General features: G+C 69.0%; 19 protein-coding genes. 8 read left to right on the top strand and 11 right to left on the bottom strand.

The window, feature by feature from the left end; translation table 11 throughout:
- The first annotated feature begins 37 nt into the window (after window positions 1–37).
- Entirely contained in the window at window positions 38–931 is an 894-nt protein-coding gene (gene rsgA, locus FFT10_RS08450) for a ribosome small subunit-dependent GTPase A (protein WP_137732355.1), read from the top strand.
- Window positions 932–1011: 80 nt separating this feature from the next.
- On the opposite strand, the gene FFT10_RS08445 is transcribed toward rsgA, so the two are convergent.
- From FFT10_RS08445 to rpsP, 6 genes are all read right to left on the bottom strand, one after another.
- Entirely contained in the window at window positions 1012–1998 is a 987-nt protein-coding gene (locus FFT10_RS08445) for a CobD/CbiB family protein (protein ID WP_137732354.1), read from the bottom strand.
- Window positions 1999–2029: 31 nt separating this feature from the next.
- Window positions 2030–2728, bottom strand: a complete 699-nt coding sequence (locus FFT10_RS08440; protein WP_137732353.1) for a CoA pyrophosphatase — start codon at window positions 2726–2728, stop codon at window positions 2030–2032.
- Window positions 2729–2871: 143 nt separating this feature from the next.
- On the bottom strand, window positions 2872–3225 hold the full coding sequence (gene rplS / locus FFT10_RS08435; protein WP_137732580.1) for a 50S ribosomal protein L19: 354 nt from the start codon (window positions 3223–3225) through the stop codon (window positions 2872–2874).
- Window positions 3226–3314: 89 nt separating this feature from the next.
- Window positions 3315–4121 carry a tRNA (guanosine(37)-N1)-methyltransferase TrmD gene (trmD, locus tag FFT10_RS08430; protein ID WP_137732352.1) on the bottom strand — a complete coding sequence of 269 codons (807 nt, stop codon included), beginning with the start codon at window positions 4119–4121 and terminating at the stop codon, window positions 3315–3317.
- A gap of 15 nt (window positions 4122–4136) precedes the next feature.
- A complete protein-coding gene (gene rimM, locus FFT10_RS08425) occupies window positions 4137–4742 on the bottom strand; it encodes a ribosome maturation factor RimM (RefSeq protein ID WP_137732351.1) in 606 nt (201 codons plus the stop codon).
- A 40-nt stretch (window positions 4743–4782) separates the two neighbouring features.
- Window positions 4783–5058, bottom strand: a complete 276-nt coding sequence (rpsP, locus tag FFT10_RS08420) for a 30S ribosomal protein S16 (protein WP_137732350.1) — start codon at window positions 5056–5058, stop codon at window positions 4783–4785.
- A gap of 240 nt (window positions 5059–5298) precedes the next feature.
- Between rpsP and FFT10_RS08415 the strand changes: the two genes are divergently transcribed.
- Genes FFT10_RS08415 through FFT10_RS08400 form a run of 4 tightly spaced genes read left to right on the top strand, consistent with a single transcriptional unit; the run spans window position 5299 to window position 9037 of the window.
- Window positions 5299–5847 (top strand): GNAT family N-acetyltransferase, encoded by a 549-nt coding sequence (locus tag FFT10_RS08415; protein WP_137732349.1) that lies wholly within the window; start codon window positions 5299–5301, stop codon window positions 5845–5847.
- 14 nt (window positions 5848–5861) lie between these two features.
- A complete protein-coding gene (locus FFT10_RS08410) occupies window positions 5862–6314 on the top strand; it encodes an NINE protein (protein ID WP_137732348.1) in 453 nt (150 codons plus the stop codon).
- Window positions 6315–6369: 55 nt separating this feature from the next.
- Complete coding sequence (locus tag FFT10_RS08405; protein ID WP_137732347.1) at window positions 6370–7728, top strand: MBL fold metallo-hydrolase RNA specificity domain-containing protein; 1359 nt, start codon at window positions 6370–6372, stop codon at window positions 7726–7728.
- 10 nt (window positions 7729–7738) lie between these two features.
- Window positions 7739–9037 (top strand): DUF4010 domain-containing protein, encoded by a 1299-nt coding sequence (locus FFT10_RS08400; protein ID WP_137732346.1) that lies wholly within the window; start codon window positions 7739–7741, stop codon window positions 9035–9037.
- A 13-nt stretch (window positions 9038–9050) separates the two neighbouring features.
- Here the strand turns inward: FFT10_RS08400 and FFT10_RS08395 are convergent, their stop codons facing one another.
- Genes FFT10_RS08395 through FFT10_RS08375 form a run of 5 tightly spaced genes read right to left on the bottom strand, consistent with a single transcriptional unit; the run spans window position 9051 to window position 16020 of the window.
- Window positions 9051–9917 (bottom strand): 2OG-Fe(II) oxygenase, encoded by an 867-nt coding sequence (locus FFT10_RS08395; RefSeq protein WP_137732345.1) that lies wholly within the window; start codon window positions 9915–9917, stop codon window positions 9051–9053.
- 53 nt (window positions 9918–9970) lie between these two features.
- Window positions 9971–10771, bottom strand: coding sequence for a peroxide stress protein YaaA (yaaA, locus tag FFT10_RS08390; RefSeq protein ID WP_137732344.1), 801 nt, complete (start codon window positions 10769–10771; stop codon window positions 9971–9973).
- A gap of 20 nt (window positions 10772–10791) precedes the next feature.
- Window positions 10792–11520: an esterase gene (gene ypfH, locus FFT10_RS08385; RefSeq protein WP_373282481.1), complete on the bottom strand. Its 729-nt coding sequence runs from the start codon at window positions 11518–11520 to the stop codon at window positions 10792–10794.
- Window positions 11521–11560: 40 nt separating this feature from the next.
- Window positions 11561–14836: an error-prone DNA polymerase gene (locus FFT10_RS08380; protein WP_137732343.1), complete on the bottom strand. Its 3276-nt coding sequence runs from the start codon at window positions 14834–14836 to the stop codon at window positions 11561–11563.
- Window positions 14785–16020 (bottom strand): integron integrase, encoded by a 1236-nt coding sequence (locus tag FFT10_RS08375; RefSeq protein WP_444544323.1) that lies wholly within the window; start codon window positions 16018–16020, stop codon window positions 14785–14787. Before FFT10_RS08375 ends, FFT10_RS08380 begins: the two co-directional genes overlap by 52 nt.
- A 164-nt stretch (window positions 16021–16184) precedes the next feature.
- Here FFT10_RS08375 and FFT10_RS08370 point away from each other — a divergent pair, with 164 nt between their 5' ends.
- From FFT10_RS08370 to FFT10_RS08360, 3 genes are all read left to right on the top strand, one after another.
- Complete coding sequence (locus FFT10_RS08370) at window positions 16185–16538, top strand: hypothetical protein (protein ID WP_137732342.1); 354 nt, start codon at window positions 16185–16187, stop codon at window positions 16536–16538.
- A 695-nt stretch (window positions 16539–17233) separates the two neighbouring features.
- Complete coding sequence (locus FFT10_RS08365) at window positions 17234–17701, top strand: hypothetical protein (RefSeq protein WP_137732341.1); 468 nt, start codon at window positions 17234–17236, stop codon at window positions 17699–17701.
- Window positions 17702–19487: 1786 nt separating this feature from the next.
- The gene (locus tag FFT10_RS08360; protein ID WP_137732340.1) at window positions 19488–20225 is read left to right on the top strand and encodes a hypothetical protein; all 738 of its coding nucleotides are present in this window, start codon (window positions 19488–19490) and stop codon (window positions 20223–20225) included.
- Window positions 20226–20465 lie beyond the last annotated feature (240 nt).

Raw genomic sequence — 20465 nt, 5'->3', positions numbered from 1 at the left:
GCTCGGCGGGACGGGCCGCAGGCCCCAGGGTGCACCAATGAGCGACGCCAACGGTCTTGTGGTGGCTGCCCACGGGCGGCATTGCATGGTCGAAGCCGCCGATGGCACCCGCCTGCTGTGCCACGGCCGCGGCAAGAAGAGCGAGGTGGTGGTCGGCGACCGCGTGCATTGGCAACCGGCCGGTGACGAAGGCGTGATCGACAAGGTGGCAGCGCGCCGCAACCTGCTGTTCCGCCAGGACGAGTGGAAGACCAAGTCCTTCGCCGCCAACCTCGACCAGCTGCTGGTGCTGGTGGCGGTGGAGCCGATGTATGCCGAGACCCAGCTGGCGCGCGCGCTGATCGCTGCGGAGTCGGCCGGCATCCCCACCACCATCGTGCTGAACAAGACCGACCTGCCCACGCTGCCCGCCGCACGCGAGCGGCTGGCGCCCTATGCCGCGATGGGCGTGGCGGTGCTGGAGCTGTCGCTCAAGCAGCAGGGTGATGCCGCTCGGGCCGCGCTGGCGCCGCTGCTCGATGGCAAGGCCACCCTGGTGCTGGGCCCCAGCGGCATGGGCAAGAGCACGCTGATCAACTTGATGGTGCCGGCCGCCGCCGCCCAGGTGGGCGAGATCAGCAAGGCGCTGAATGCCGGCCGCCACACCACCACCAGCACCAGCTGGTACTGGCTGGACGACGCCCGCCGCAGCGCGCTGATCGATTCACCCGGCTTCCAGGAATTCGGCCTGCGCCAGCTGCAGGCCACCGACCTGGTCGGCCTGATGCCCGACCTGCGGGCCCATGCCGATGCCTGCCGCTTCTACAACTGCAGCCACCTGCACGAGCCGGGCTGCGGCGTGCGCGCCGCGGTCGATGCCGGCGCGATCCATCCGTCGCGCTACCGCATCTACGGCGAGCTGCGCGCCGAGCTGTCGCAGACGCGGTACTGAGGACGTTCGATCCCACGGCCTCGCAGAGCGAGGCCGGTTCGCCAGGCACAAACGGTCCTCAGGACCGTTTGTGTCCGGGCTCACCCAACCAGGTTGGCCAGCGTCAGCAGCGCCACCAGCAGCATCCACAGCACCACCGACCGCCAGACCAGGCCGACCACGCTGCGCAGGTGGGCGATCTGCGGTGGATCGCCGGCGGTGGAGCCGTCGGCGGCCGGGTCTTCGGTGGGGCCGCCGGTGAAGGTGCGCGAGCGGTCGGGCGTGACGCCCGGCGCGGCGCTGCCGCCCAGCTGCACACCCACCGCACCGGCGGCCGAGGCCAGGATCACGCCTTCGTTGGCATGCTTCCACAGCGCGGCATCGCGCCGCCAGGCGTTGATGGCTTCCTCGAAGTTGCCCACCACTGCGAAGCCGAAAGCGGTCAAGCGTGCCGGCACATGGTCGATCAGCGCGAACATCCGCTGGCTCACCGCCATCAGCTGCTGGTTGGCCGGCACGCCCAGTGCCTTGCTGGGAAACGTCCAGTACCTGGCGGCGAACTCGGCCATGCGGTAGAGCACCGCGCCCAGCGGCCCCAGGCCCAGGGTGGAGAACAGCACGAACCAGAAGAACACGCCGAACACATGGCGGTGGGCGGCCAGCAGCGCATGCTCGATCACATGGCGCAGCAGCTCGGTGCGCGGCAGCTCGCTGGCGTCCAGGTGGCGCCATTCGGCCAGCAGGCGGCGGGCCTCGGCCTCGTCGCCGCGGTCCAGCGCGTCGCGGATGTCGGTGTAGTAGTGGCTGAACTGGCGGAAGCCCAGCGTCAGGTAGAGCACGCCCACGTCGAACAGCAGGGCCAGCAGCAGGCTCCAGTGGGCGATGGTCAGGTAGACGGCGCCCAGCAGCACGCCCGGCGCCAACACCGACACGCCCCACACCACCCAGGCATGGTGCTCGCGGCCGGCGTCGAAGTTGCGGCCGGTCCAGCCCACCCAGGACACCAGCAGGTGGTGCACCCAGTTGTCACGCGGCAGCGGCTTGAACTGCTCGATGACCAGGGCCAGCAGGACGGCGAAGAAACTCATTGCGGTCGATGATACCCAGCGGCCCGGCCGCTCACGGCTGCGCCAGGAAGCCGTACAGGTTGCGCAGCATGGCCGCGGTGGCGCCCCAGATGAAGTAGCTGCCTGGCTGGGCCGCCGGCCAGGGCATCGACAGGAACTGCCGGGTGATGCCGCCGCCGGCATCCCAGCGGTGGCGGCGGTGGTGGGCCGGCGTCATCAGGAACTGCAGCGGCACCTCGAAGGCCTCGTCCACCTCGCCGGTGTCGATGCGCAGGTCGAACGGCGGCTGCACCAGGCCCACCACCGGCGTGACGACGAAGCCGGTGACGGTGGTGTAGACCGGCAGCCGGCCGAGCACCTCGACATGCTGGCGGGCCAGGCCGACTTCCTCTTCCGTCTCGCGCAGCGCGGTGGCCACGGCGTCGGCATCGTGCGCCTCCATCTTGCCGCCGGGGAAGCTGATCTGCCCGGCATGGCTGCGCAGGTGGGCGGTGCGGCGGGTCAGCAGCACCTGCAGGCCGGCGTCGCGCTGCACCAGCGGCACCAGCACCGAGGCCTGGGCCGTGGGCCCGGACGGGTTGAAGCGCGCGCCGTCACCCGGGATCTCGGGCTGCCAGGCCGGCGGCGCTGCAAAGCGCTGGCGCAGGGCCTGCGCGTGCAGCCTGTCCACGGGCACCGGCGGCAGGTGGTCGTCCACGCCGGCCACGGGGATCGCCTGCGGATCGGTGATGCGGGGGACGGCGCTGGTCATGGCGTGATTGTCAGGGCTGGAAACGAACAAGCCGCCCGGAGGCGGCTTGTGGTTGCTGCGGCTTGCGGGGCGCACCGACGGCCTCGCAGAGCTCGGCCGCTTCGCCAGGCACAAACCGTCCTCAGGACGGTTTGCGTCCGGGCTCAGCCGAGCTTCTCTTTGATCCGGGCCGACTTGCCCGAGCGCTGGCGCAGGTAGTACAGCTTGGCGCGGCGCACATCGCCGCGGCGCTTGACTTCGATGGTCGAGATCAGCGGGCTGTAGAGCTGGAAGGTGCGCTCGACGCCTTCGCCGCTGGAGATCTTGCGAACGATGAAGCTGCTGTTGAGGCCGCGGTTGCGCTTGGCGATCACCACGCCTTCGTAGGCCTGCACGCGCTTGCGCGTGCCTTCGACGACGTTGACGCTGACGATCACCGTGTCGCCGGGGGCGAAGGCGGGGATCGTCTTGTTCAGGCGAGTGATCTCTTCCTGTTCGAGGGTGCGGATCAGGTCCACTGGTTTCTCCTGGGCGTTCATGCCGGCGCGCTCTCGACACCCGGTTGGTGCCGACGTTGTAGCCCGGTAGAGGATCGCAAAGCCGATGATTATAGCGCGCCGGGCGCTGTGTTTGGCTGGTCCGGCTGTGCGGCCTCTGCCACGGCCCGTTCGTCGGCCTTGGACAAGCGGCCCGCTGCCCGAGCCGCGGCAATCAGATCAGGCCGGCGGCGCTGGGTGATGGCCAGCTGCTGGTCGCGCCGCCAGCGGGCGATCTGGGCATGGTGGCCGCTCAGCAGCACCGGCGGCACCGGCAACGTGGCGCCATCGGCGGTGGCCAGCAGCTCGGGCCGGCTGTAGTGCGGGCAGTCCAGCAGGCCGTCGGCGGAGAAGCTGTCCTGCTCGTGCGATTCGGTCGTCAGCACCCCGGGCTGCAGCCGCGCGATGGCGTCCAGCAGGGCCAGCGCCGGCAGCTCGCCGCCGGACAGCACGAAGTCGCCCAGGCTCAGCTCCAGCGTCACATGGCGGTCCAGCACGCGCTGGTCGATGCCCTCGTAGCGGCCGCACAGCAGCACCGCGCCGGGCGCGTCGGCCGCAGCCATCTGGCGCACCAGGGCCTGGGTGATCGGCGCGCCGGTGGGTGTGAAGTGGATGACCGGCGCGGCCGGCACCTGCGCCGCAGCACGCGCGGCCTGCACCGCGGCCAGTGCCCGCTCCAGCGGCTCGGCCAGCATCACCATGCCGGGGCCGCCGCCGAACGGCCGGTCATCGACGCGGCGGTAGGTGTCGGTGGCGAAGTCGCGCAGCAGCCACAGCTGCACGGCGACCTGGCCACGCTCGAAGGCCCGGCGGGTGATGCCCTGGCTGAGGTGGGGCCCGAACAGGTCGGGGAACAGCGTGACGATGTCGAAGCGCATGCGGCGCTGGGCGGATCAGTAGTCCAGGCCCCAGTCGACGGTGATGCGCTGGTCGGCCAGGCTGACGGCGTCGATGTAGGCCGCCACGAACGGGATCAGCCGCTCCGCCGCCTCGGGCGAGGCATCCGGCGCCGCATCGGGGCGGTGGACCCGCAGCACGCTGTGCGCGCCGGTGTCGATCAGGCCGGTCACCGTGCCCAGGGCGTCGCCCTCGCGGTTGACCACGGCCAGACCGATCAGGTCGATCCAGTAGAACTCGCCGTCGCCGGCGGTGGGGAAGCTGCTGCGCGCGATGAAGATGCGCGCGCCCTTCATCGCCTCGGCGGCGTTGCGGTCGGGCAGCTCCTGCGCGGTGGCCACCACCGCATCGCCCTGCTCCTTGCTGTGCGTGATGCGCAGCAGGGCCGGATAGGCCGCAGCCGCCGGCTTGGGGCCGGCAACGGGCGCTTCCGGCGGGCGGATGAACCAGCGGCGCGATGAAAACAGCGCCTGCGGGTCCTTGCTGAAGGGCTGCACGCGGATGCCGCCCTTGATGCCCCAGGCACCGAGCACCCGGCCGACCTCGATGGCGTCGTCGGGGAACGGGGGGTCATCGAACCCGCCGGGCGCAGGCAACGTCATGGCGACGGGGCGCGCGGGGCGGGTTCAGCCGGCAGCCAGATCAGGCAGCGGCGGGGGCGGCCGGGGCCACCTGGGCCTTGGCGGCGTCGCTCACCAGGCGCTTGACGGTGGGCGACATCTGCGCGCCCACGCCGGTCCAGTAGGTGACGCGGTCGAGTGCCACGCGCAGCGGCTGCTCGGCACCGGCGGCCATCGGGTTGTAGAAACCCAGGCGCTCGAGGTAGCGGCCGTCGCGGCGCTCGCGCGAGTCGGCGACCACGATGTTGTAGAACGGGCGCTTCTTGGCGCCGCCGCGGGCAAGTCGAATGACGACCATGTTGATCTTCCGAAAGAATCTGGGCGACAGGCCGGCCAAGGAGACACGCGAGGCTGGACCATCAAATCACCACCGGGGCACGGCTGCCGGGCTGAAAAGCCCCGCAGAAGACGCTGGCGGCACAGGGATCGGCGTCGTAGATACGCAGGTGCAGCCAATTGATCTGCCGCACCCACCGTCGCCGAAAACCGCGCATTATAAACTGAGGCACGCCGCCTGCCGCGGCTGAAATTTGCCAACATGACCGCACCCGCCCTGCTCATCCGCCCCAGCACCCCGGCCGACCTGCCCGCCATCACCGCCATCTATGCCCAGGCCGTGCTGCACGGCACCGGCACCTTCGAGCTCGAGCCGCCCGACCTGCCCGAGATGAACCGCCGCCGCGACGACGTGCTGTCCAAGGGCCTGCCCTGGCTGGTGGCGCAGGAACGCGGCAGCGCCGACAGCCCGGTGCTGGGCTATGCCTATGCCAACCACTTCCGCCCGCGCAAGGCCTACCGCTTCTGCCTGGAAGACTCGATCTACCTGCACCCCGACGCACGCGGCCGCGGCGTGGGCAAGCTGCTGCTGGCCGAACTGGTGGCCCGCTGCGAGGCTGCCGGTGCGCGCCAGATGCTGGCGGTGATCGGCGATGCCGAGAACGCCGGCTCGATCGGCGTGCATGCGGCGCTGGGCTTCACCCACACCGGCGTGCTCAAGGCCAGCGGCTGGAAGTTCGACCGCTGGCTGGACGTGGTGCTGATGCAGCGCAGCCTGGGCACCGGCGCCACCACGCCGGGCACCGACTGATGGCCGGGATTGCCATGCCTGACCGTGCTGCGGGCTCCACCGCCGCGACCAAGTCCAAATCCAAGACCCTGGCCACCTGGCTGGCGCTGCTGGGCGGGCTGCTCGGCGCGCACCGCTTCTACCTGCACGGCTGGCGCGATGTGCTGGGCTGGCTGCATGCGCTGGGGTCGCTCATCGGCCTGGTGGGCGTGGTCCGCATGCTGAACCTGGGCCAGGACGACCATGCCGCCTGGCTGCTGATCCCGCTGTTCGGCGCGATGGTGGTGGTGGCCATGCTGTCGACCATCGTGCTGGGCCTGACGCCCGACGAGCGCTGGGCCGAGCGCCGCGGCCAGCCGCTGCAGGACACCCGCTGGGCGCCGGTGATCGCGGTGGTGATCGCGCTGCTGGTGGGCGGCGCGGCGCTGATGGGCACGCTGGCGTTTGCCGGCCAGATGTTCTTCGAGTACCAGAAACTCAGCGCCTGAGGCCGCTGCACGGTGGCGCACACTTGGCACTGCCACCGTTGCCAACAGGCCCACCATGCAGATCCAGTTCCTCGGCGCCGCCGATGCGGTCACCGGCTCCCGCCACCTCGTCACGCTGGGCGACCAGCGCATCCTGCTCGACTGCGGCCTGTTCCAGGGCTGGAAGGTGCTGCGCGAGCGCAACTGGGCGCCGCTGGGCGTGGCGCCGCACACGCTGGACGCGGTGGTGCTCAGCCATGCCCACCTCGACCACAGCGGCTTCCTGCCGGGCCTGGTGAAGGCCGGTTTCCGCGGCCCGGTCTACGCCAGCCCGGCCACCTGCGACCTGGCCCGGGTGCTGCTGCTCGACAGCGCCCACCTGCAGGAGGAAGACGCCCGCCGCGCCAACCGGCAGGGCTTCTCGCGCCATGCCAAGGCACTGCCGCTCTACACCAAGGCCGATGCGAAGCGGGCCATCGCCCAGCTGGTGCCGCTGGCGCCGGGCCGGCTGCGCCGGGTGGGCGATGTGGATGTGGCGCTGACCCCGGTGGGCCACCTGCTGGGCGCCTGCGCCGTCACGCTGCGCAGCGGCAGCGAATCCCTGGGCTTCTCGGGCGATCTGGGCCGCAGCGGCGACATCCTGATGCCGCCGCCGCAGCCGCTGGGCGCGGTGGATGTGCTGCTGGTCGAGTCCACCTACGGCAACCGCCTGCACCCCACCGATGACGACACGCCGCAGCGGCTGGCGCAGATCGTGCGCGACACCGTGGCCCGCGGCGGCAGCGTGCTGCTGCCCACCTTTGCCGTCGGCCGGGCGCAGGCGCTGATGGCGGTGCTGCAGCGGCTGAAGCGGGCCGGCGAGATCCCGGCGCAGCTGCCGATCTTCCTGGACAGCCCGATGGCCATCGAGGCCACCGCGCTCTACACCCGCCACCGCCGCCTGCTGCGCCTGCCGGCGCGCGAGGTGGCCCAGCTGTGCGATGGCGTGCGCATGGTGGCCACCGCAGCGCAATCACAGCGGCTGGCAGCGGCACGCATGCCGGCCATCATCCTGTCGGCCAGCGGCATGGCCACCGGCGGGCGGGTGCTGCACCACCTGGCCCACCTGGCGCCCGATCCGCGCCACCACATCGTCTTCGCCGGCTTCCAGGTCGGCGGCAGCCGCGGTGCCCACCTGGTGGCCGGCGCCAGCGAGGTGAAGATCCACGGCGCCATGGTGCCGGTGCGGGCCACGGTGAGCCAACTCGAAGGCTTCTCCGGCCATGCCGATGCCGACGGGCTGATGGCCTGGCTGCGCCAGCTGCCGGCCGCACCGCGCCAGACCTACGTGGTGCACGGCGAGCCCGATGCCGCCGATGCGCTGCGCGCGCGCATCCAGAACCAGCTGGGCTGGGCCGTGCGGGTGCCGCAGCACCAGGAAGCCGTGACACCGTGATGCGGCAGGCATGACGCTGCCCGACAACAGCCTGCTGCTGGGCCTGGCGGTGGCGCTGGGCAGCGGCCTGCTGATCGGCCTGGAGCGCGAACGCCGCAAGGGCGACGGCCCGACCCGGCGCGCCGCCGGCATCCGCAGCTTTGCGCTGGTGGCACTGGCCGGTGCAGTGGCCCAGGCGCTGGGCCAGCCGGCCCTGGTGGCTGCCGGCGCGGCGGCGGTGGTGCTGCTGGCCGGCCTGGCCTATGGCTTCGACCGCTGGCGCGCCAGCGTCTTGCCCAACACCCCCCAGCCCGATGCGGCCGACCCCGGCATGACCACCGAGCTGGCGCTGGTGGTGACCTACTTCATCGGCGTGCTGGCACTGCCGCAGCCGGCCCTCGCCGCTGGCTGCGCCGCCGCGGTGGCCGTGCTGCTGGCCGCCCGCGGCCCCCTGCACCGCGTGGCCACCCGGCTGCTGAGTGCGCAGGAGCTGCACGACGGCCTGCTGCTGGCCGCCCTGGGCCTGGTGCTGCTGCCACTGGTGCCGCAGCAGCCGGTGCCCTGGCTGGCCGGGCTGCAGCCCAGCGTGCTGGCCGGTCTGGTGCTGCTGATCCTGCTGCTGCAGGCCGCCGGCCACATGGCGCTGCGCTGGGCCGGGCCGGGCATCGGCCTGCCGCTGTCGGGGCTGCTGGGCGGCTTCGTCTCCAGCACCGCCACGGTGGCCGCCATGGGCAGCCGCCTGCGGGCCGAGCCGGCGCTGGCCGGGCCCTGCACCGCCGCGGCGGTGCTGTCCACCGGCGCCACCTGGCTGCAGGCGCTGCTGATGCTGTGGGCGGTGGCGCCGGCACTGGCGCTGCAGCTCACGCCCGCGCTGCTGGCGGCGGCGGCGGTGGCCATGGCGGTGGGCGGCGGCCTGGCCTGGCGCGGACGCCAGGATCCGGCGCTGGCCGTGCCCCTGCCGCCGGGCGGCGGCGCGCTGCAGATCCGCCAGGCGTTGACCGTGGCCGCCATGCTGACCGCGGTGACGCTGGTGGTGACGCAGGCCGACCGGTGGTTCGGCCAGGCCGGCACGCTGGCCAGCGTGGCGCTGGCCGGCCTGGCCGATGCCCATGCGGGCGTGACCGCCGTGGCCGCGCTGCAGGCCCAGGGCCGCATCAGCGCGGCTGGCGCCGGCACGGCGGTGCTGGCAGCGATCGGGGCCAATGGCATCACCCGCACCGCCGTGGCCTGGACCACGGGGGGCCGGCGCTACGCGCTGTGGGTGGCGCTGGGCCTGGTGCCTGCGCTGGTGGCGGCAGCCTCGCTGGTGGCCTGGTCGGCACCGGGCTGAGCGCTTGCGACCCCTACTGGAATTCGCCCTCGCGCAGCCACTTGGTGGCGACCCATTTCTCGCCCGCCAGCACCGGCGATCCACCGTGCAGGCTGCGGGTGACGGGGTGGGGCCGGTCGTAGCTGAAGAACACCGCATTGCCCTTGATCGGTGCCACTTCCAGCTGCACGTCGGGGAACACCGTGCCGCCGCCCTGCTGCGGCGTGTTCAGGTACATCACGATGGTGCCCACCCGCTGGCCGCCGCGGCGCAGCACCGCGGCCATGCCGGGCTGGGCGGGGTCGAAGTAGTCGTGGTGCGGCTTGTACTCGGCGCCGGGCCGGTAGTGCAGCACCTGCAGGCCTTCGCCGTTGACCAGCGGCCAGTTCACCAGGGCGGCGATGCGGGCCTCGATGGTCTGGCAGATCGGCAGCTCGCCACGGCCGAAGAACATGCCATCGCTGGTGCGCGAGGCATTCACCTCGTTGCCGCCGGTCTCGTTGACCACCGTCTCCGAGCGCGCCATGCGCGGCGCGGCGGCGGCCACCAGCGCATCACATTCGTCGTCGGACAGCAGACCGCCGAAGACCACCACCCGCGGGTGCTGCATGGCCAGCAGCACCTTCACGTCACGGTCATGCGCCCACAGCGTGCTGGGGGATCCGGCCAGCGCCGGCTCGGGCACCCGCACCGGCGGCGGCAGGGCCTGCGCCACCGCCTGGCCGGGCGGCTGGCCGCCGAGGAAGGTCTGCAGGGTGTGGGTCAGCGCATCCAGCGCGATCTCTTCATCCCAGCCGCTGCTGCGCATGGCAGCCAGCACGGCATCGGGTCGGCAGCCGGCCTGGGCCTGTTCGATGATCCACTGGCGCAGCTCGGGCGTGACGGTTTGCGGCGATGTCATGCCCCGTGATTCTGGCAGCGTCGCCGCCGCGGCCCAAGCCGTGACCGCCCGGGTCAGGCGGCAGCGCGGCGGCGGAAGACCAGCCGGTCGGCCGACGAGGCGGCCTTGTCGAAGGCATAGCCGTCGGCATCGAAGCCCTGCAGCGCCTTGACGCTGCGTGCCCGGTGCAAGATGGCCCAGCGCGCCATCGCGCCGCGGGCCCGCTTGGCGAAGAAGCTGATGATCTTGTACTGGCCGCCGCCCTGGCCATCGTCCTTCCAGTCCTCGAAGACGCAGTCGACCACGCGGGCGGCCAGGGCCGGGCGGTCGGCGACCTTGAAGTATTCCTGCGAGGCCAGGTTGACGATGAGCGGGTGCTTGTCGTCGGCCAGGCGCTGGTTCAGGTAGCCGGCCACGGTGTCGCCCCAGAAGGCGTAGAGGTCCTTGCCCTGCGGCGTGGCATGGCGGGTGCCCATCTCCAGCCGGTAGGGCTGCAGCCGGTCGAGCGGGCGCAGCGCGCCGTACAGGCCGCTGAGGATGACGACATGGTCCTGCGCCCAGGCCAGGTCAGCGGCCTTCAGGCTGCGCACGTCCAGGCCGTCGTAGACATCGCCGTTGAAGGCCAGCACCGCCGGGCGGCTGTTGCGGTCGTCGTGCTGCGGCACCCAGGCGGCGTAGCGGGCAGCGTTCAGCGTGGCCAGGTCATCCGACAGGTCCATCAGCGCGGCCACCTGCTGTGCCGGCAGCGGCTTGAGGGTGTCGATCAGCGCGCTGGCCTGGGGCAGGAACAGCGGCTCGGTGGCACGCTGGCGCACGCCGCGCGGGAGCGGGCGGTCGTAGTCCAGGCTCTTGGCGGGGGACAGCAGGAACAGCATGGCGGCGGCGCTCTCTCGGGTCAGTCGTCATCCAGCGGCTGGCGACCGGCCAGGCCGGGCACAGCGCCCATCGCGGCCATCCAGGTGCGGTGGGGGATGTGGGTCTGCAGGCGCTGCACGGCGCACTGCATCAGGGCCGGGGGCAGGGTGTGGCCCACGCCGCTGGCGATGTCGATGGTGGCGTCGCCCTGCAGCGCGGCCAGCCGCTCCATGGCCAGGCGCGACTGGGCGGCGGGGATCACCGTGTCGGTGGCACCGTGGAAGAAGTGCAGCGTGGTGTGGGCCAGGGGCACCGTGGGCAGCGCGGCATAGCGGCCGGCGAAGCTGAGCACGCGGCCGGCCAGGCCGTCGTGCAGCTGGGCCAGTTCGAGTGCCAGGATGGCGCCCTGCGAGAAGCCCACCAGCGCGGTGGCCGCCGGGCCCACACCGCTGGCCTGCTGGGCGGCGCGCACCCAGTCGGCCAGGCGCGGCAGCACCGCGGCCACGCGGGCGGGGCGGGTGTCTTCGGTGACGCCGTCCAGGCTGAACCACTGGCGTCCCGCCAGGCCGCTGTCCACCGGCTCGAAGCCCTGCGGCGCCAGCAGCGCGGCCTGCGGAAACGCCGCCTGCAGCGTGCGCGCCAGCGGCGCCATGTCGGCCGCGCTGGCGCCCCAGCCGTGCAGCAGCAGCATCAGCTGCTCGGGCTGGCCGCTGGCGGGCAGCCACTGCAGGGTGTCGGGCATCAGGGGAGCGGCGTCGGCGGCAGACATGGCGCGCATTCTCGGCGAGCGGCCGGCGGGCGGCTGGCGGTCAGTGGAAATCCCGGCTCTTGCTGACCAGACCCTGCAGCAGACCGGAATGGTCGACCAGGCGCCGGGCGACCAGGTGCTGCACGGCATCGGGGCCTTCGCGGTCGCGTTGCCAGACGCCATAGACGGTGAGCAGCGTGGCCGCCAGCAGCGGCTGGCGCTGGGCCTCGGCCACCGTGGGCCAGACGATCACGTTGACCGCGCCGGTCTCGTCCTCCAGGGTGACGAAGACCACGCCCTTGGCCGTCTCGGGCCGCTGGCGGTGGGTGACCAGGCCCGAGGCCCGCACCAGCTGGCCATGGCGGCTGAGGGCCAGCACCGCGGCGGGCTGCACCTGGAAGGCGGCCAGTTCATCGCGCAGCAGGGCCAGCGGGTGGCTGGTGAGCGACAGGCCGGTGCTGCGGTAATCGGCCAGCAGGGCCTGGCCGGCGCCGGGCGCCTGCAGATCGGCCGGCGCCTCGTGGGTGCGGGTGGCCTGCAGCAGCGGCGTGGCACGGGTGTCGATGCCGCGCACCGCCCAGGCGGCCTGGTGGCGGTGGCTGGCCAGGCTGCGCAGCGCATCGGCCTGGGCCAGCAGCTGCAGCGCATGGGCATCCAGCGCGGCGCGGCGGGCCAGGTCCTCGACGCTGGCGAAGGCCTCGCCCGGGGCCAGCGCCGCGCGCGCGGCCAGCAGGCGGCGGGCATCGGCCTCGGCCAGGCCGATGATGCGGTTCAAGCCCAGGCGCACCGGGCGCAGAACCGGCGGGGCACCCGGGCGCAGGCCCGGCGGGGCGTCCGGGCGCAGGCCCGGCGCGGCATCCCGGCGCAGGCCATCGCCGTCCTCCCCGCCCTGCCCTTCCAGCACGGTGTCCCAATCGCTGTGCAGCACATCCACCGGCCGCACCTGCACGCCGTGGGCGCGGGCATCGCGCACCAGCTGGGCCGGGGCGTAGAAGCCCATCGGCTGGCTGTTGAGCAGGGCGGCCAGGAAGGCGTCGGGGTGGTGGCATTTCAGCCAGGCGCTGACATAGACCAGCAGCGCGAAGCTGGCGGCATGGCTCTCGGGGAAGCCGTATTCGCCGAAGCCCTCGATCTGCTTGAAGATGCGCTCGGCATAGGCCGGGTCGTAGCCCTTGGCCACCATGCGGCCGACCAGGCGTTCATGGAACGGGCCGAGGCCGCCCTTGCGCTTCCAGGCCGCCATGGCGCGGCGCAGGGCGTCGGCCTCGCCAGGGGTGAAATCGGCCGCCAGGATGGCCAGCTGCATCACCTGCTCCTGGAAGATGGGCACGCCCTTGGTGCGGCCCAGGGCCTGGCGCACGGCCTCGTTGGGGTAGTCCTCGGGTTCTTCACCCGACCGGCGGCGCAGGTAGGGGTGCACCATGCCGCCCTGGATGGGGCCGGGCCGCACGATGGCGACCTCGATCACCAGGTCGTAGAACTCGCGCGGTTTCAGGCGCGGCAGCATGCTCATCTGGGCGCGGCTCTCGACCTGGAAGGTGCCGATGCTGTCGGCGCGGCACAGCATGTCGTACACCGCGTCATCGCCCTGCGGCAGCTGGTGCATCTGCAACTGCGCCAGGCCCTGCTTGGCCGCCACCATGGCCAGCGCGCGGCGGATGGCACTCAGCATGCCCAGGGCCAGGATGTCGACCTTGATCAGGCCCAGGGCATCGAGGTCATCCTTGTCCCACTGGATGACGGTGCGGTCGTCCATCGCGGCGTTTTCCACCGGCACCAGGCGCGAGATGTCGTCACGCGCGATGACGAAGCCGCCCGGGTGCTGGCTGAGGTGGCGCGGAAAGCCGATCAGCTGGCGGGTGAGCTCCAGCCATTGCCGGCAGACCGGCGAATCGGGGTCGAAGCCCTGCTCGGCCAGGCGCTCGGGCGCGATGCCGCGGCCGTCCCACCACTGCTGGCCCTTGCTGACGGCGTTGATGCGGTCGATGTCGATGCCCAGCGCGCGGCCGATGTCGCGCAGCGCCGAGCGCGGGCGGTAGCTGATCATCACGCCGGTGAGCGCGGCGCGGTGGCGACCGTACTTGCGGTAGATGTACTGGATGACCTCCTCGCGGCGCTGGTGCTCGAAATCGATGTCGATGTCGGGCGGCTCGTTGCGCTCGGCGCTGATGAAGCGGCCGAACAGCAGCGTCATGTGCTTGGCGGTGGGGTTGACCTCGGTGACGCCCAGGCAGAAGCAGACCACCGAATTGGCCGCGCTGCCACGGCCCTGGCACAGGATGCCCTGGCTGCGCGCCCACTGCACGATGTCGGCCACTGTGAGGAAGTAGGGCTCGAACTTCAGCTGGGCGATCAGCGCCAGTTCGTCCTCGATGGTCTGCAGCACCGCAGGCGGCGCGCCGGCGGGAAAACGGTCGCGCACGCCGGCCTCGGTCAGTGCGCGCAGCCAGCTGGTGGGGCTGTGGCCAGGCGGGACGATCTCCTCGGGGTATTCATAACGCAGCTCGGTCAGCGAGAAGCTGCAGCTGGCGGCGATGGCGACGCTGGCCGCCAGCCACGCCGGTGCGTACAGCCGCGCCAGGCGCTGGCGCGACCGCAGATGGGCCTCGGCATTGGGCGCCAGGGCCAGGCCGGCGGCGGCCACGGTGCAGCCCAGGCGGGTGGCGGTCAGCGCATCCTGCAGCGGCTTGCGGGCGCGGGCGTGCATCAGCACATCGCCACAGGCCACCAGCGGCAGGCCGGTGAGGGCCGACACCCGCGGCAGCACCGCCAGGCGCTGGGCATCCTGCGGGTGGCCGAGCAGGGTGATGGCGATGGCGCAGCGGTCGGCCCCGAACCAGGTCTTGAGCCACATGGCCTGGGCGTAGACCGCCTCGAAGCCCTGGCCGGGCCGCGGCGCCAGGATGGCGAAGCAGCCCGGCAGGCCGGCCAGGAACGGGGCCTGCGGCACGCGGCCTTCCAGATCGGCCGCATGGGCCAGGTACTGCCCCTTGGGCGCGCGGCGGCGGGCCACGCTGATCCACTGCGCCAGGTTGCCGTAGCCGCGGCGGGTCTGCGCCAGCAGCACCAGCCGCGGCGGGCCGTGGCCGGCCAGCACCGCGCCATCACCCTGCGGGCGGGGCGACAGGTCCATCTGCGCGCCGATGACCAGGGGCAGCTCGGCCTCGCGCGCAGCTTCGTGCGCATGCACGACGCCGGACAGCGAACCCTCGTCGGTGATGGCCAGCGCCGCATAGCCGCGGCGCCGGGCCTCGGCCACCAGCTCGGTCGGGCGCGAGGCGCCGGTCAGGAAGCTGAAGCAGCTGCGGCAGTGCAGTTCGGCGTAGGCGGGCAGCATGGCCGGACGGTGTAGGCGGCGACGGGCTCGCGGGCCTGGGGTGGGCGACGGCGGGGGCCTGGGGGCATGGCCGGCGGCCAGGTAGGCGGCGGTGCCTTGCGCTCGGCCGCCGGCGGGATGCCGGGCGGCATGGGTGCTGCGGCAGGCGCCTGGTGCGGAGCCGGCATGGTGGCTGCGGCCGGACTGCCGCCACCCACCAGACCTGCGAGGTTGTCGACCGGGCTGCGCACCGCGCCACCGCCCAGCTTGAGCACATGGGTGTAGACCATGGTGGTGCTGACATCCGAGTGGCCCAGCAGCTCCTGCACGGTGCGGATGTCGTAGCCCGACAGCAGCAGGTGGGTGGCGAAGGAGTGGCGCAGCGTGTGCGGCGAGGCCGGCTTGTGGATGCCGGCGGCCTGCAGCGCCCGCTTGAAGGCGCGCTGGAAGGCCTGCTCATGCAGGTGGTGGCGGCGCCGGCCGGCGCCGCGCGGATCGTCCGACAGCGTGGCCTGGGGGAACACCCAGAACCAGGCCCAGGACAGCGGCGCCCGCGGGTACTTGCGGTCGAGTGCGTTGGGCACCTGCACGCCGGGCACGCCGGCGGCCCGATCCTCCGACCAGATGGCATGGGCGGCAGCCAGCTGCTGGCGCAACGGCTGCTCAAGCGAGGCGGGCAGCATCACCACGCGGTCTTTTGCGCCCTTGCCCTCGCGCACGATGATGGCGCGGCGCTCGAACTCGATGTCCTTGACGCGCAGCCGGGATGCCTCGATCAGGCGCATGCCGGTGCCATAGAGCAGTTGGCCGAACAGGCGGTGACCATCGGGCAGCGCGGCGAGCACCCGGGCGACCTCGTCGTGCGACAGCACGACCGGCAGACGGGGCGCACGCTGCGGGCGGGCGATGTCGTTGAGCCAGGGGACCGAGAGCCGCAAGACCTTCTGGTACAGGAACAGCAACGCCGACAAGGCCTGCTTGTGGGTGGACACCGACACCTGCTGTTCAGTGGCCAGCCAGGTGAGGAACGCCTCGACCGCGTTGTGGCCCAGCTCGGCCGGGTGGCGCAGGCCATGGAAGCGGACGAAGGCCCGCACCCAATGGACGTAGGCCTGCTCGGTTCGTATGCTGTAGTGCAGGTAGCGGATCTCCTGGCGGAGTTGGTCCAGCAGACGCGGCGGGGGAGGGGCAGAGAACATGGACATGGCGTTGCGCGATCCATCGCATTGCTGTACATATCCACAGTATCCGGTGGAAGCCTCCTCGCTGCAAGCTGGCATGCGGCCGCCGGCGGCGGCACACCACACTGCCCCTCGGACGCCGTTGTGCGGCTGCCCGGCCCGCGGCACCGCCATCACCGATCTCCGCCATGCCCCTGCCCGTCAGCCAGACCCGCATCCTGAAGAAACTGGAACCCGGCCAGGACGGGACCAAGAAACTGGTGCGCCAATTCGGCGAACAACTGGTGTGCGTGCGCTACCGCCAGGACCGCCCGGCAGGACGCCGCTACACCACGGTGGAAATCGTGGTCGATGCCGGACCGATGCCCGAGGACCAACGCAGCCGCCGAGCCTTGCTGGTGCGATTGCGGCCCATGGAGACCGAACTGCGCCGAGCGGTTGTGAATGCCGGCGGCCTGTGGGACCCACGGCAACGCGCTTGGCAGGTGAAGAAATCAGTGATCCAGCGCCTGGGGTTGCACGATCGGCTGGTGCGGAAGTAGCCATTGGTGGAGAGCGGAAATGGAAAGATCTCGGTACCGGTGGGTGGTTGTGCCTATGGCTGGACAGGTGTGATGATGGCTACATCACGTTAGCCAGCATGCAATTGCAGACGTTCGACGCATCAGTTTGCTCTGCATGCGCAGCTACGGTGCCCGCCCACCATCTTGCAGTGAACTCCCGCCTCTGCCCTGTTGCATGCCTGCTCCGCGCGGCCCTGACACAGCCAGGCTTGCGATGGTTGCAATTCGGCTTGCGTAGGTCGCGAGTTGTAGTCACCTGCCAGGGGTGGCCAGGTCGTGTGGTCAGGTCCCGTCCAGCACTTCAGTTGCATGGCTGTGCCGCAGCCAAGAACTCCAAGCTTGTTCGCCGTTGGCGCTTCGCGCCAGCGTGCTACGCCGCGCAGTCAGTTCGCCAGGCGGCGCGCAAGGGCGCTCCGCAGTCCGTGCCTCGGCAACGCCGGTGGCCTTGGCCATCATCAAGTGTCAGCATGCTGCAACCGCACGCCTTGCCAAATCCGTCTTGGCACTGTGCAATGCCTGCACCCTCACCGTTGGTCACCAATGCTGGCTAACCAATCGCTCAACCGGACCCATTGCGGCATGCGGCTAAAGGCCCGCCATTTCATTCTGGGCCTTTAGCCACATACCGCAACGGTCCGGTTAGCTCAAACGTTAGGCGTCTCAAGGAGGCTTTTATGGCGGACGCGACAGCCACAATTCTGGGCGCACTGATTGGCTTTCTGGGTGGCCTGATCGTCGCCCGATACACGTTCCGGCAGAAAGCAGACGAGCTTTTCCTGAGCGGCCTGCAGTACTTGGCCGGGGGTTCGCAGCAAAGGAACCTAGGAATAGCGGCGTTGCGTCTTGCCTGGGAAAGCAAGCGCCACCAGAAGCACATAGCCCCGCTTGTCGTAGGCTCAGCAATCTATTTACTTCAGGAAAGTAAACAGGAAGACGCGGCGCACGAGGTGAACAACTTGCAAAGACTAATGAAGCTTGTATTCGATGCGAAGCGAGAAGGCGCGCTTACGGACGAAGACAGGGCCTCGGTTGTAACGGCGATTGAAGCAAAGCTCAAGATCGGTCCGAGGAACTCGCCTGGCTTGTTCGTTAAAGAAGAAGATCTAAAGACTTGGCAGAAGCACTTTGGCGGAGACGCCTAACCCCTCGCTCAACCGGACCCATTGCGGCATGTGGCTAAAGGCCCTACATTTCATTCTGGGCCTTTAGCCACATACCGCAACGGTCCGGTTAGCTCAAACGTTAGCCAGCATGCAATTGCCAACGCTCGCCGCATGTGCTTGCTTTGCATGCTCAGCTTCGGTGCCCCCTCACCATCTCGCAGCGAACTCTCGCTTGTGGCTTGCTGTATGCCTGCCTCGCGCGCCACTGGCGGAGTCATGCTAGCCAAGGTTGCATTTCGGCTTGCGCAGGTCGCCGGTGTTGTTCATCTCCCGAGGGTGGCCCGGTCGTGTGGTCAGGTCCCGTCCAGCACTTGAGTTGCATGGCTGTGCCGCAGCCAAGAACTCCAAGCTTGTTCGCCATCGGCGCTCCGCGCCGGCGTGCTGCGCCGCGCAGTCAGTCGGTCAGGCGGCGCGCAAGAGCGCTCCGCAGTCCGTGCCTCGGCACCGCCGGTTGCCTTGGCCATCATCAAGTGTCAGCATGCTGCAACCGCACGCCTTGCCAAATCCGTCTTGGCACTGTGCAATGCCTGCACGCCCACAGTTGGCAACCAATGCTGGCTAACCAATCGCTCAACCGGACCCATTGCGGCATGCGGCTAAAGGCCCTCCATTTCATTCTGGGCCTTTAGCCACATGCCGCAACGGTCCGGTTAGCTCAAACGTTAGGCCGCACAGTTGCATCGCCATGCCGAAATTGCCGCAATTAGTTCAAGCCGCAATTTCACGCAATTTGCGCTCAATTACGAAGCCCGCTTCCCGCAAGTTCAAACTGCCGGTCTGGCCGTCCACAGATACCGCCACAGTCCGAACAATGTTTGGCAAATGCACTTCCTATGTGGCGTCTTCGCCAACTCGATGGTCCCCAAGTCAGTTGCTGGTTGGCGCTTCGCGCCGGCGTGCTGCGCCGCGCAGTCAGCTCTTGGGTGCGGCCCATGTTGCAGCACGGCACTTCATCGGTTAGCGTGGGCCGCATGCCGCTTCGCTCAGCGCCCTGGCCGTCTTCACCAAGGTTCTGCGCACTCACCAGGCCGCCGTGCTCGTCCAGGGTCGGTTGGGTCAGCACACTTCCACCAGTGCGGCCTAACAGGTCGCTCAACCGGACCCATTGCGGCATGCGGCTAAAGGCCCGCCATTTCATTCTGGGCCTTTAGCCACATACCGCAACGGTCCGGTTAGCTCAAACGTTAGGCGGCATAGGCAAAGGTTCCGTGAATGAACAGCAAGATACCAAGATGAAAAAGACACGCACGCTAGCACTCGCAACCTTGGCTCTAGTGCCGAACCTCACCGTTGCTGGCATTCTTGACGACCTCCCAGACCTGCAGGGAAAGACAATTGTTTATGCTGGAAACTTTGATCAAGTACCGTGCCCAATAGGTGGCAAATATGATTGCCTTAGTTGGCCGATGGACCTACTGAAAACAACCAGAGGCAGGGAGATATGCTTGAAGCCCACCTCATACACAAGTTGTTCCTACTCCTGCAAAGGGCTTATTGCGGTCGGGGATGACAAGATCCCATACTTGTACCTGCTTGACCGCATTGGGAATGACATCAAGAAGTCGGGATTTGAAGTTTATAAGTGCCTGAGTCTGTACTAATGCCGCCTAACCATTCGCTCAACCGGACCCATTGCGGCATGCGGCTAAAGGCCCGGCATTTCATTCTGGGCCTTTAGCCACATACCGCAACGGTCCGGTTAGCTCAAACGTTAGGCGTCGGAATCCGCGCTCGTAGTACATAAACTATTTAGGAAGTCTGCCAAGTGTCTGAATCAAGTAATCGAAGCTTCACCCTAAAGCGCGAAATAGACCTTGGCCAGATACTTACAGTGATCTCGATTGTTGGATCACTCGTTGCCTTTATAGTCGCGTGGAACAAAGATCAGTATCTCAAAGACAGAGAGTATGCAGATCGAGTCAGAAAGAGCGCATCAATTGTTACAGCTAAAGTTGAAAGGTGGGGAGAACTGTCGCAACGCTATTTTGAGGACATTCAGCCGACTCTGGTAGATGTTTCAGAGAAGGTTGCCGAGACCAACTCCACCCAGCCGGCAAATCGAATGCTCTTTAAGGGACTGATGGATGCGAAAGCAAAGGCATCGCAACGAATCGTCGATGAACAGCTTCAGATTGCATATATGGAGCTGTATGGCTACGTGCCTACGTTTCAGGGAATATTTGATACGACAATTGACAGCATTCGATCGGCAGAGCGGGCGGCCCAAGAGAACCTTAGGTCTCGTCTGCAGGACGTGCTTCGAGATGAAAAAGTACTCTCCATGAAGGAAAGTCCGTTGATAGGCAAAGCTCTGCGCGATATAGTTGAAGATGAACGCAAGAAACTCAGCGCAACGCTAGTGAACGTCTCAGCACCGCTTCGAGCAAAAATACTGCAGATAATTCGACTGAGCGATGCGGAACTCCGGGATGCGAACGAGAAGAAACTTTCTGAGATATTTGCTCCAGCCACCGCAACGAAGACTGTTCCATTCGCCAAATGAAGACTTACAGACTATCGCCAGCGACGCCTAACCATTCGCTCAACCGGACCCATTGCGGCATGCGGCAAAAGGCCCGCCATTTCATTCTGGGCCTTTAGCCACATACCGCAACGGTCCGGTTAGCTCAAACGTTATGCGTCAGGTACCCCGCGGAAAATAAATTGCATTCGCTGGCCGGCGTCAACCTCGGCAAGACTCCGTCGCTCTGGCAGCTGTTGCCTCGGTGCACCGAGAACCATG

It is taken from the genome of Pseudaquabacterium pictum (assembly GCF_005403045.1).
Classification (GTDB): domain Bacteria; phylum Pseudomonadota; class Gammaproteobacteria; order Burkholderiales; family Burkholderiaceae_C; genus Pseudaquabacterium; species Pseudaquabacterium pictum.
This window is presented reverse-complemented; position numbering and strand designations above follow the sequence as displayed.

Bases quoted from the DNA above. Each gene is read 5' to 3' on its own strand.
- FFT10_RS08440 (WP_137732353.1), bottom strand. From the start codon at position 2,728: ATGACCAGCGCCGTCCCCCGCATCACCGATCCGCAGGCGATCCCCGTG.
- FFT10_RS08405 (WP_137732347.1), top strand. From the start codon at position 6,370: ATGCAGATCCAGTTCCTCGGCGCCGCCGATGCGGTCACCGGCTCCCGC.
- FFT10_RS08410 (WP_137732348.1), top strand. From the start codon at position 5,862: ATGCCTGACCGTGCTGCGGGCTCCACCGCCGCGACCAAGTCCAAATCC.
- rsgA (WP_137732355.1), top strand. From the start codon at position 38: ATGAGCGACGCCAACGGTCTTGTGGTGGCTGCCCACGGGCGGCATTGC.
- FFT10_RS08395 (WP_137732345.1), bottom strand. From the start codon at position 9,917: ATGACATCGCCGCAAACCGTCACGCCCGAGCTGCGCCAGTGGATCATC.
- FFT10_RS08370 (WP_137732342.1), top strand. From the start codon at position 16,185: ATGCCCCTGCCCGTCAGCCAGACCCGCATCCTGAAGAAACTGGAACCC.
- trmD (WP_137732352.1), bottom strand. From the start codon at position 4,121: ATGCGCTTCGACATCGTCACGCTGTTCCCCGACCTGTTCGGGCCCCAC.
- FFT10_RS08375 (WP_444544323.1), bottom strand. From the start codon at position 16,020: ATGTCCATGTTCTCTGCCCCTCCCCCGCCGCGTCTGCTGGACCAACTC.
- ypfH (WP_373282481.1), bottom strand. From the start codon at position 11,520: ATGTCTGCCGCCGACGCCGCTCCCCTGATGCCCGACACCCTGCAGTGG.
- rimM (WP_137732351.1), bottom strand. From the start codon at position 4,742: ATGACGTTGCCTGCGCCCGGCGGGTTCGATGACCCCCCGTTCCCCGAC.
- FFT10_RS08415 (WP_137732349.1), top strand. From the start codon at position 5,299: ATGACCGCACCCGCCCTGCTCATCCGCCCCAGCACCCCGGCCGACCTG.
- yaaA (WP_137732344.1), bottom strand. From the start codon at position 10,771: ATGCTGTTCCTGCTGTCCCCCGCCAAGAGCCTGGACTACGACCGCCCG.
- FFT10_RS08400 (WP_137732346.1), top strand. From the start codon at position 7,739: ATGACGCTGCCCGACAACAGCCTGCTGCTGGGCCTGGCGGTGGCGCTG.
- FFT10_RS08445 (WP_137732354.1), bottom strand. From the start codon at position 1,998: ATGAGTTTCTTCGCCGTCCTGCTGGCCCTGGTCATCGAGCAGTTCAAG.
- rpsP (WP_137732350.1), bottom strand. From the start codon at position 5,058: ATGGTCGTCATTCGACTTGCCCGCGGCGGCGCCAAGAAGCGCCCGTTC.
- FFT10_RS08380 (WP_137732343.1), bottom strand. From the start codon at position 14,836: ATGCTGCCCGCCTACGCCGAACTGCACTGCCGCAGCTGCTTCAGCTTC.
- FFT10_RS08365 (WP_137732341.1), top strand. From the start codon at position 17,234: ATGGCGGACGCGACAGCCACAATTCTGGGCGCACTGATTGGCTTTCTG.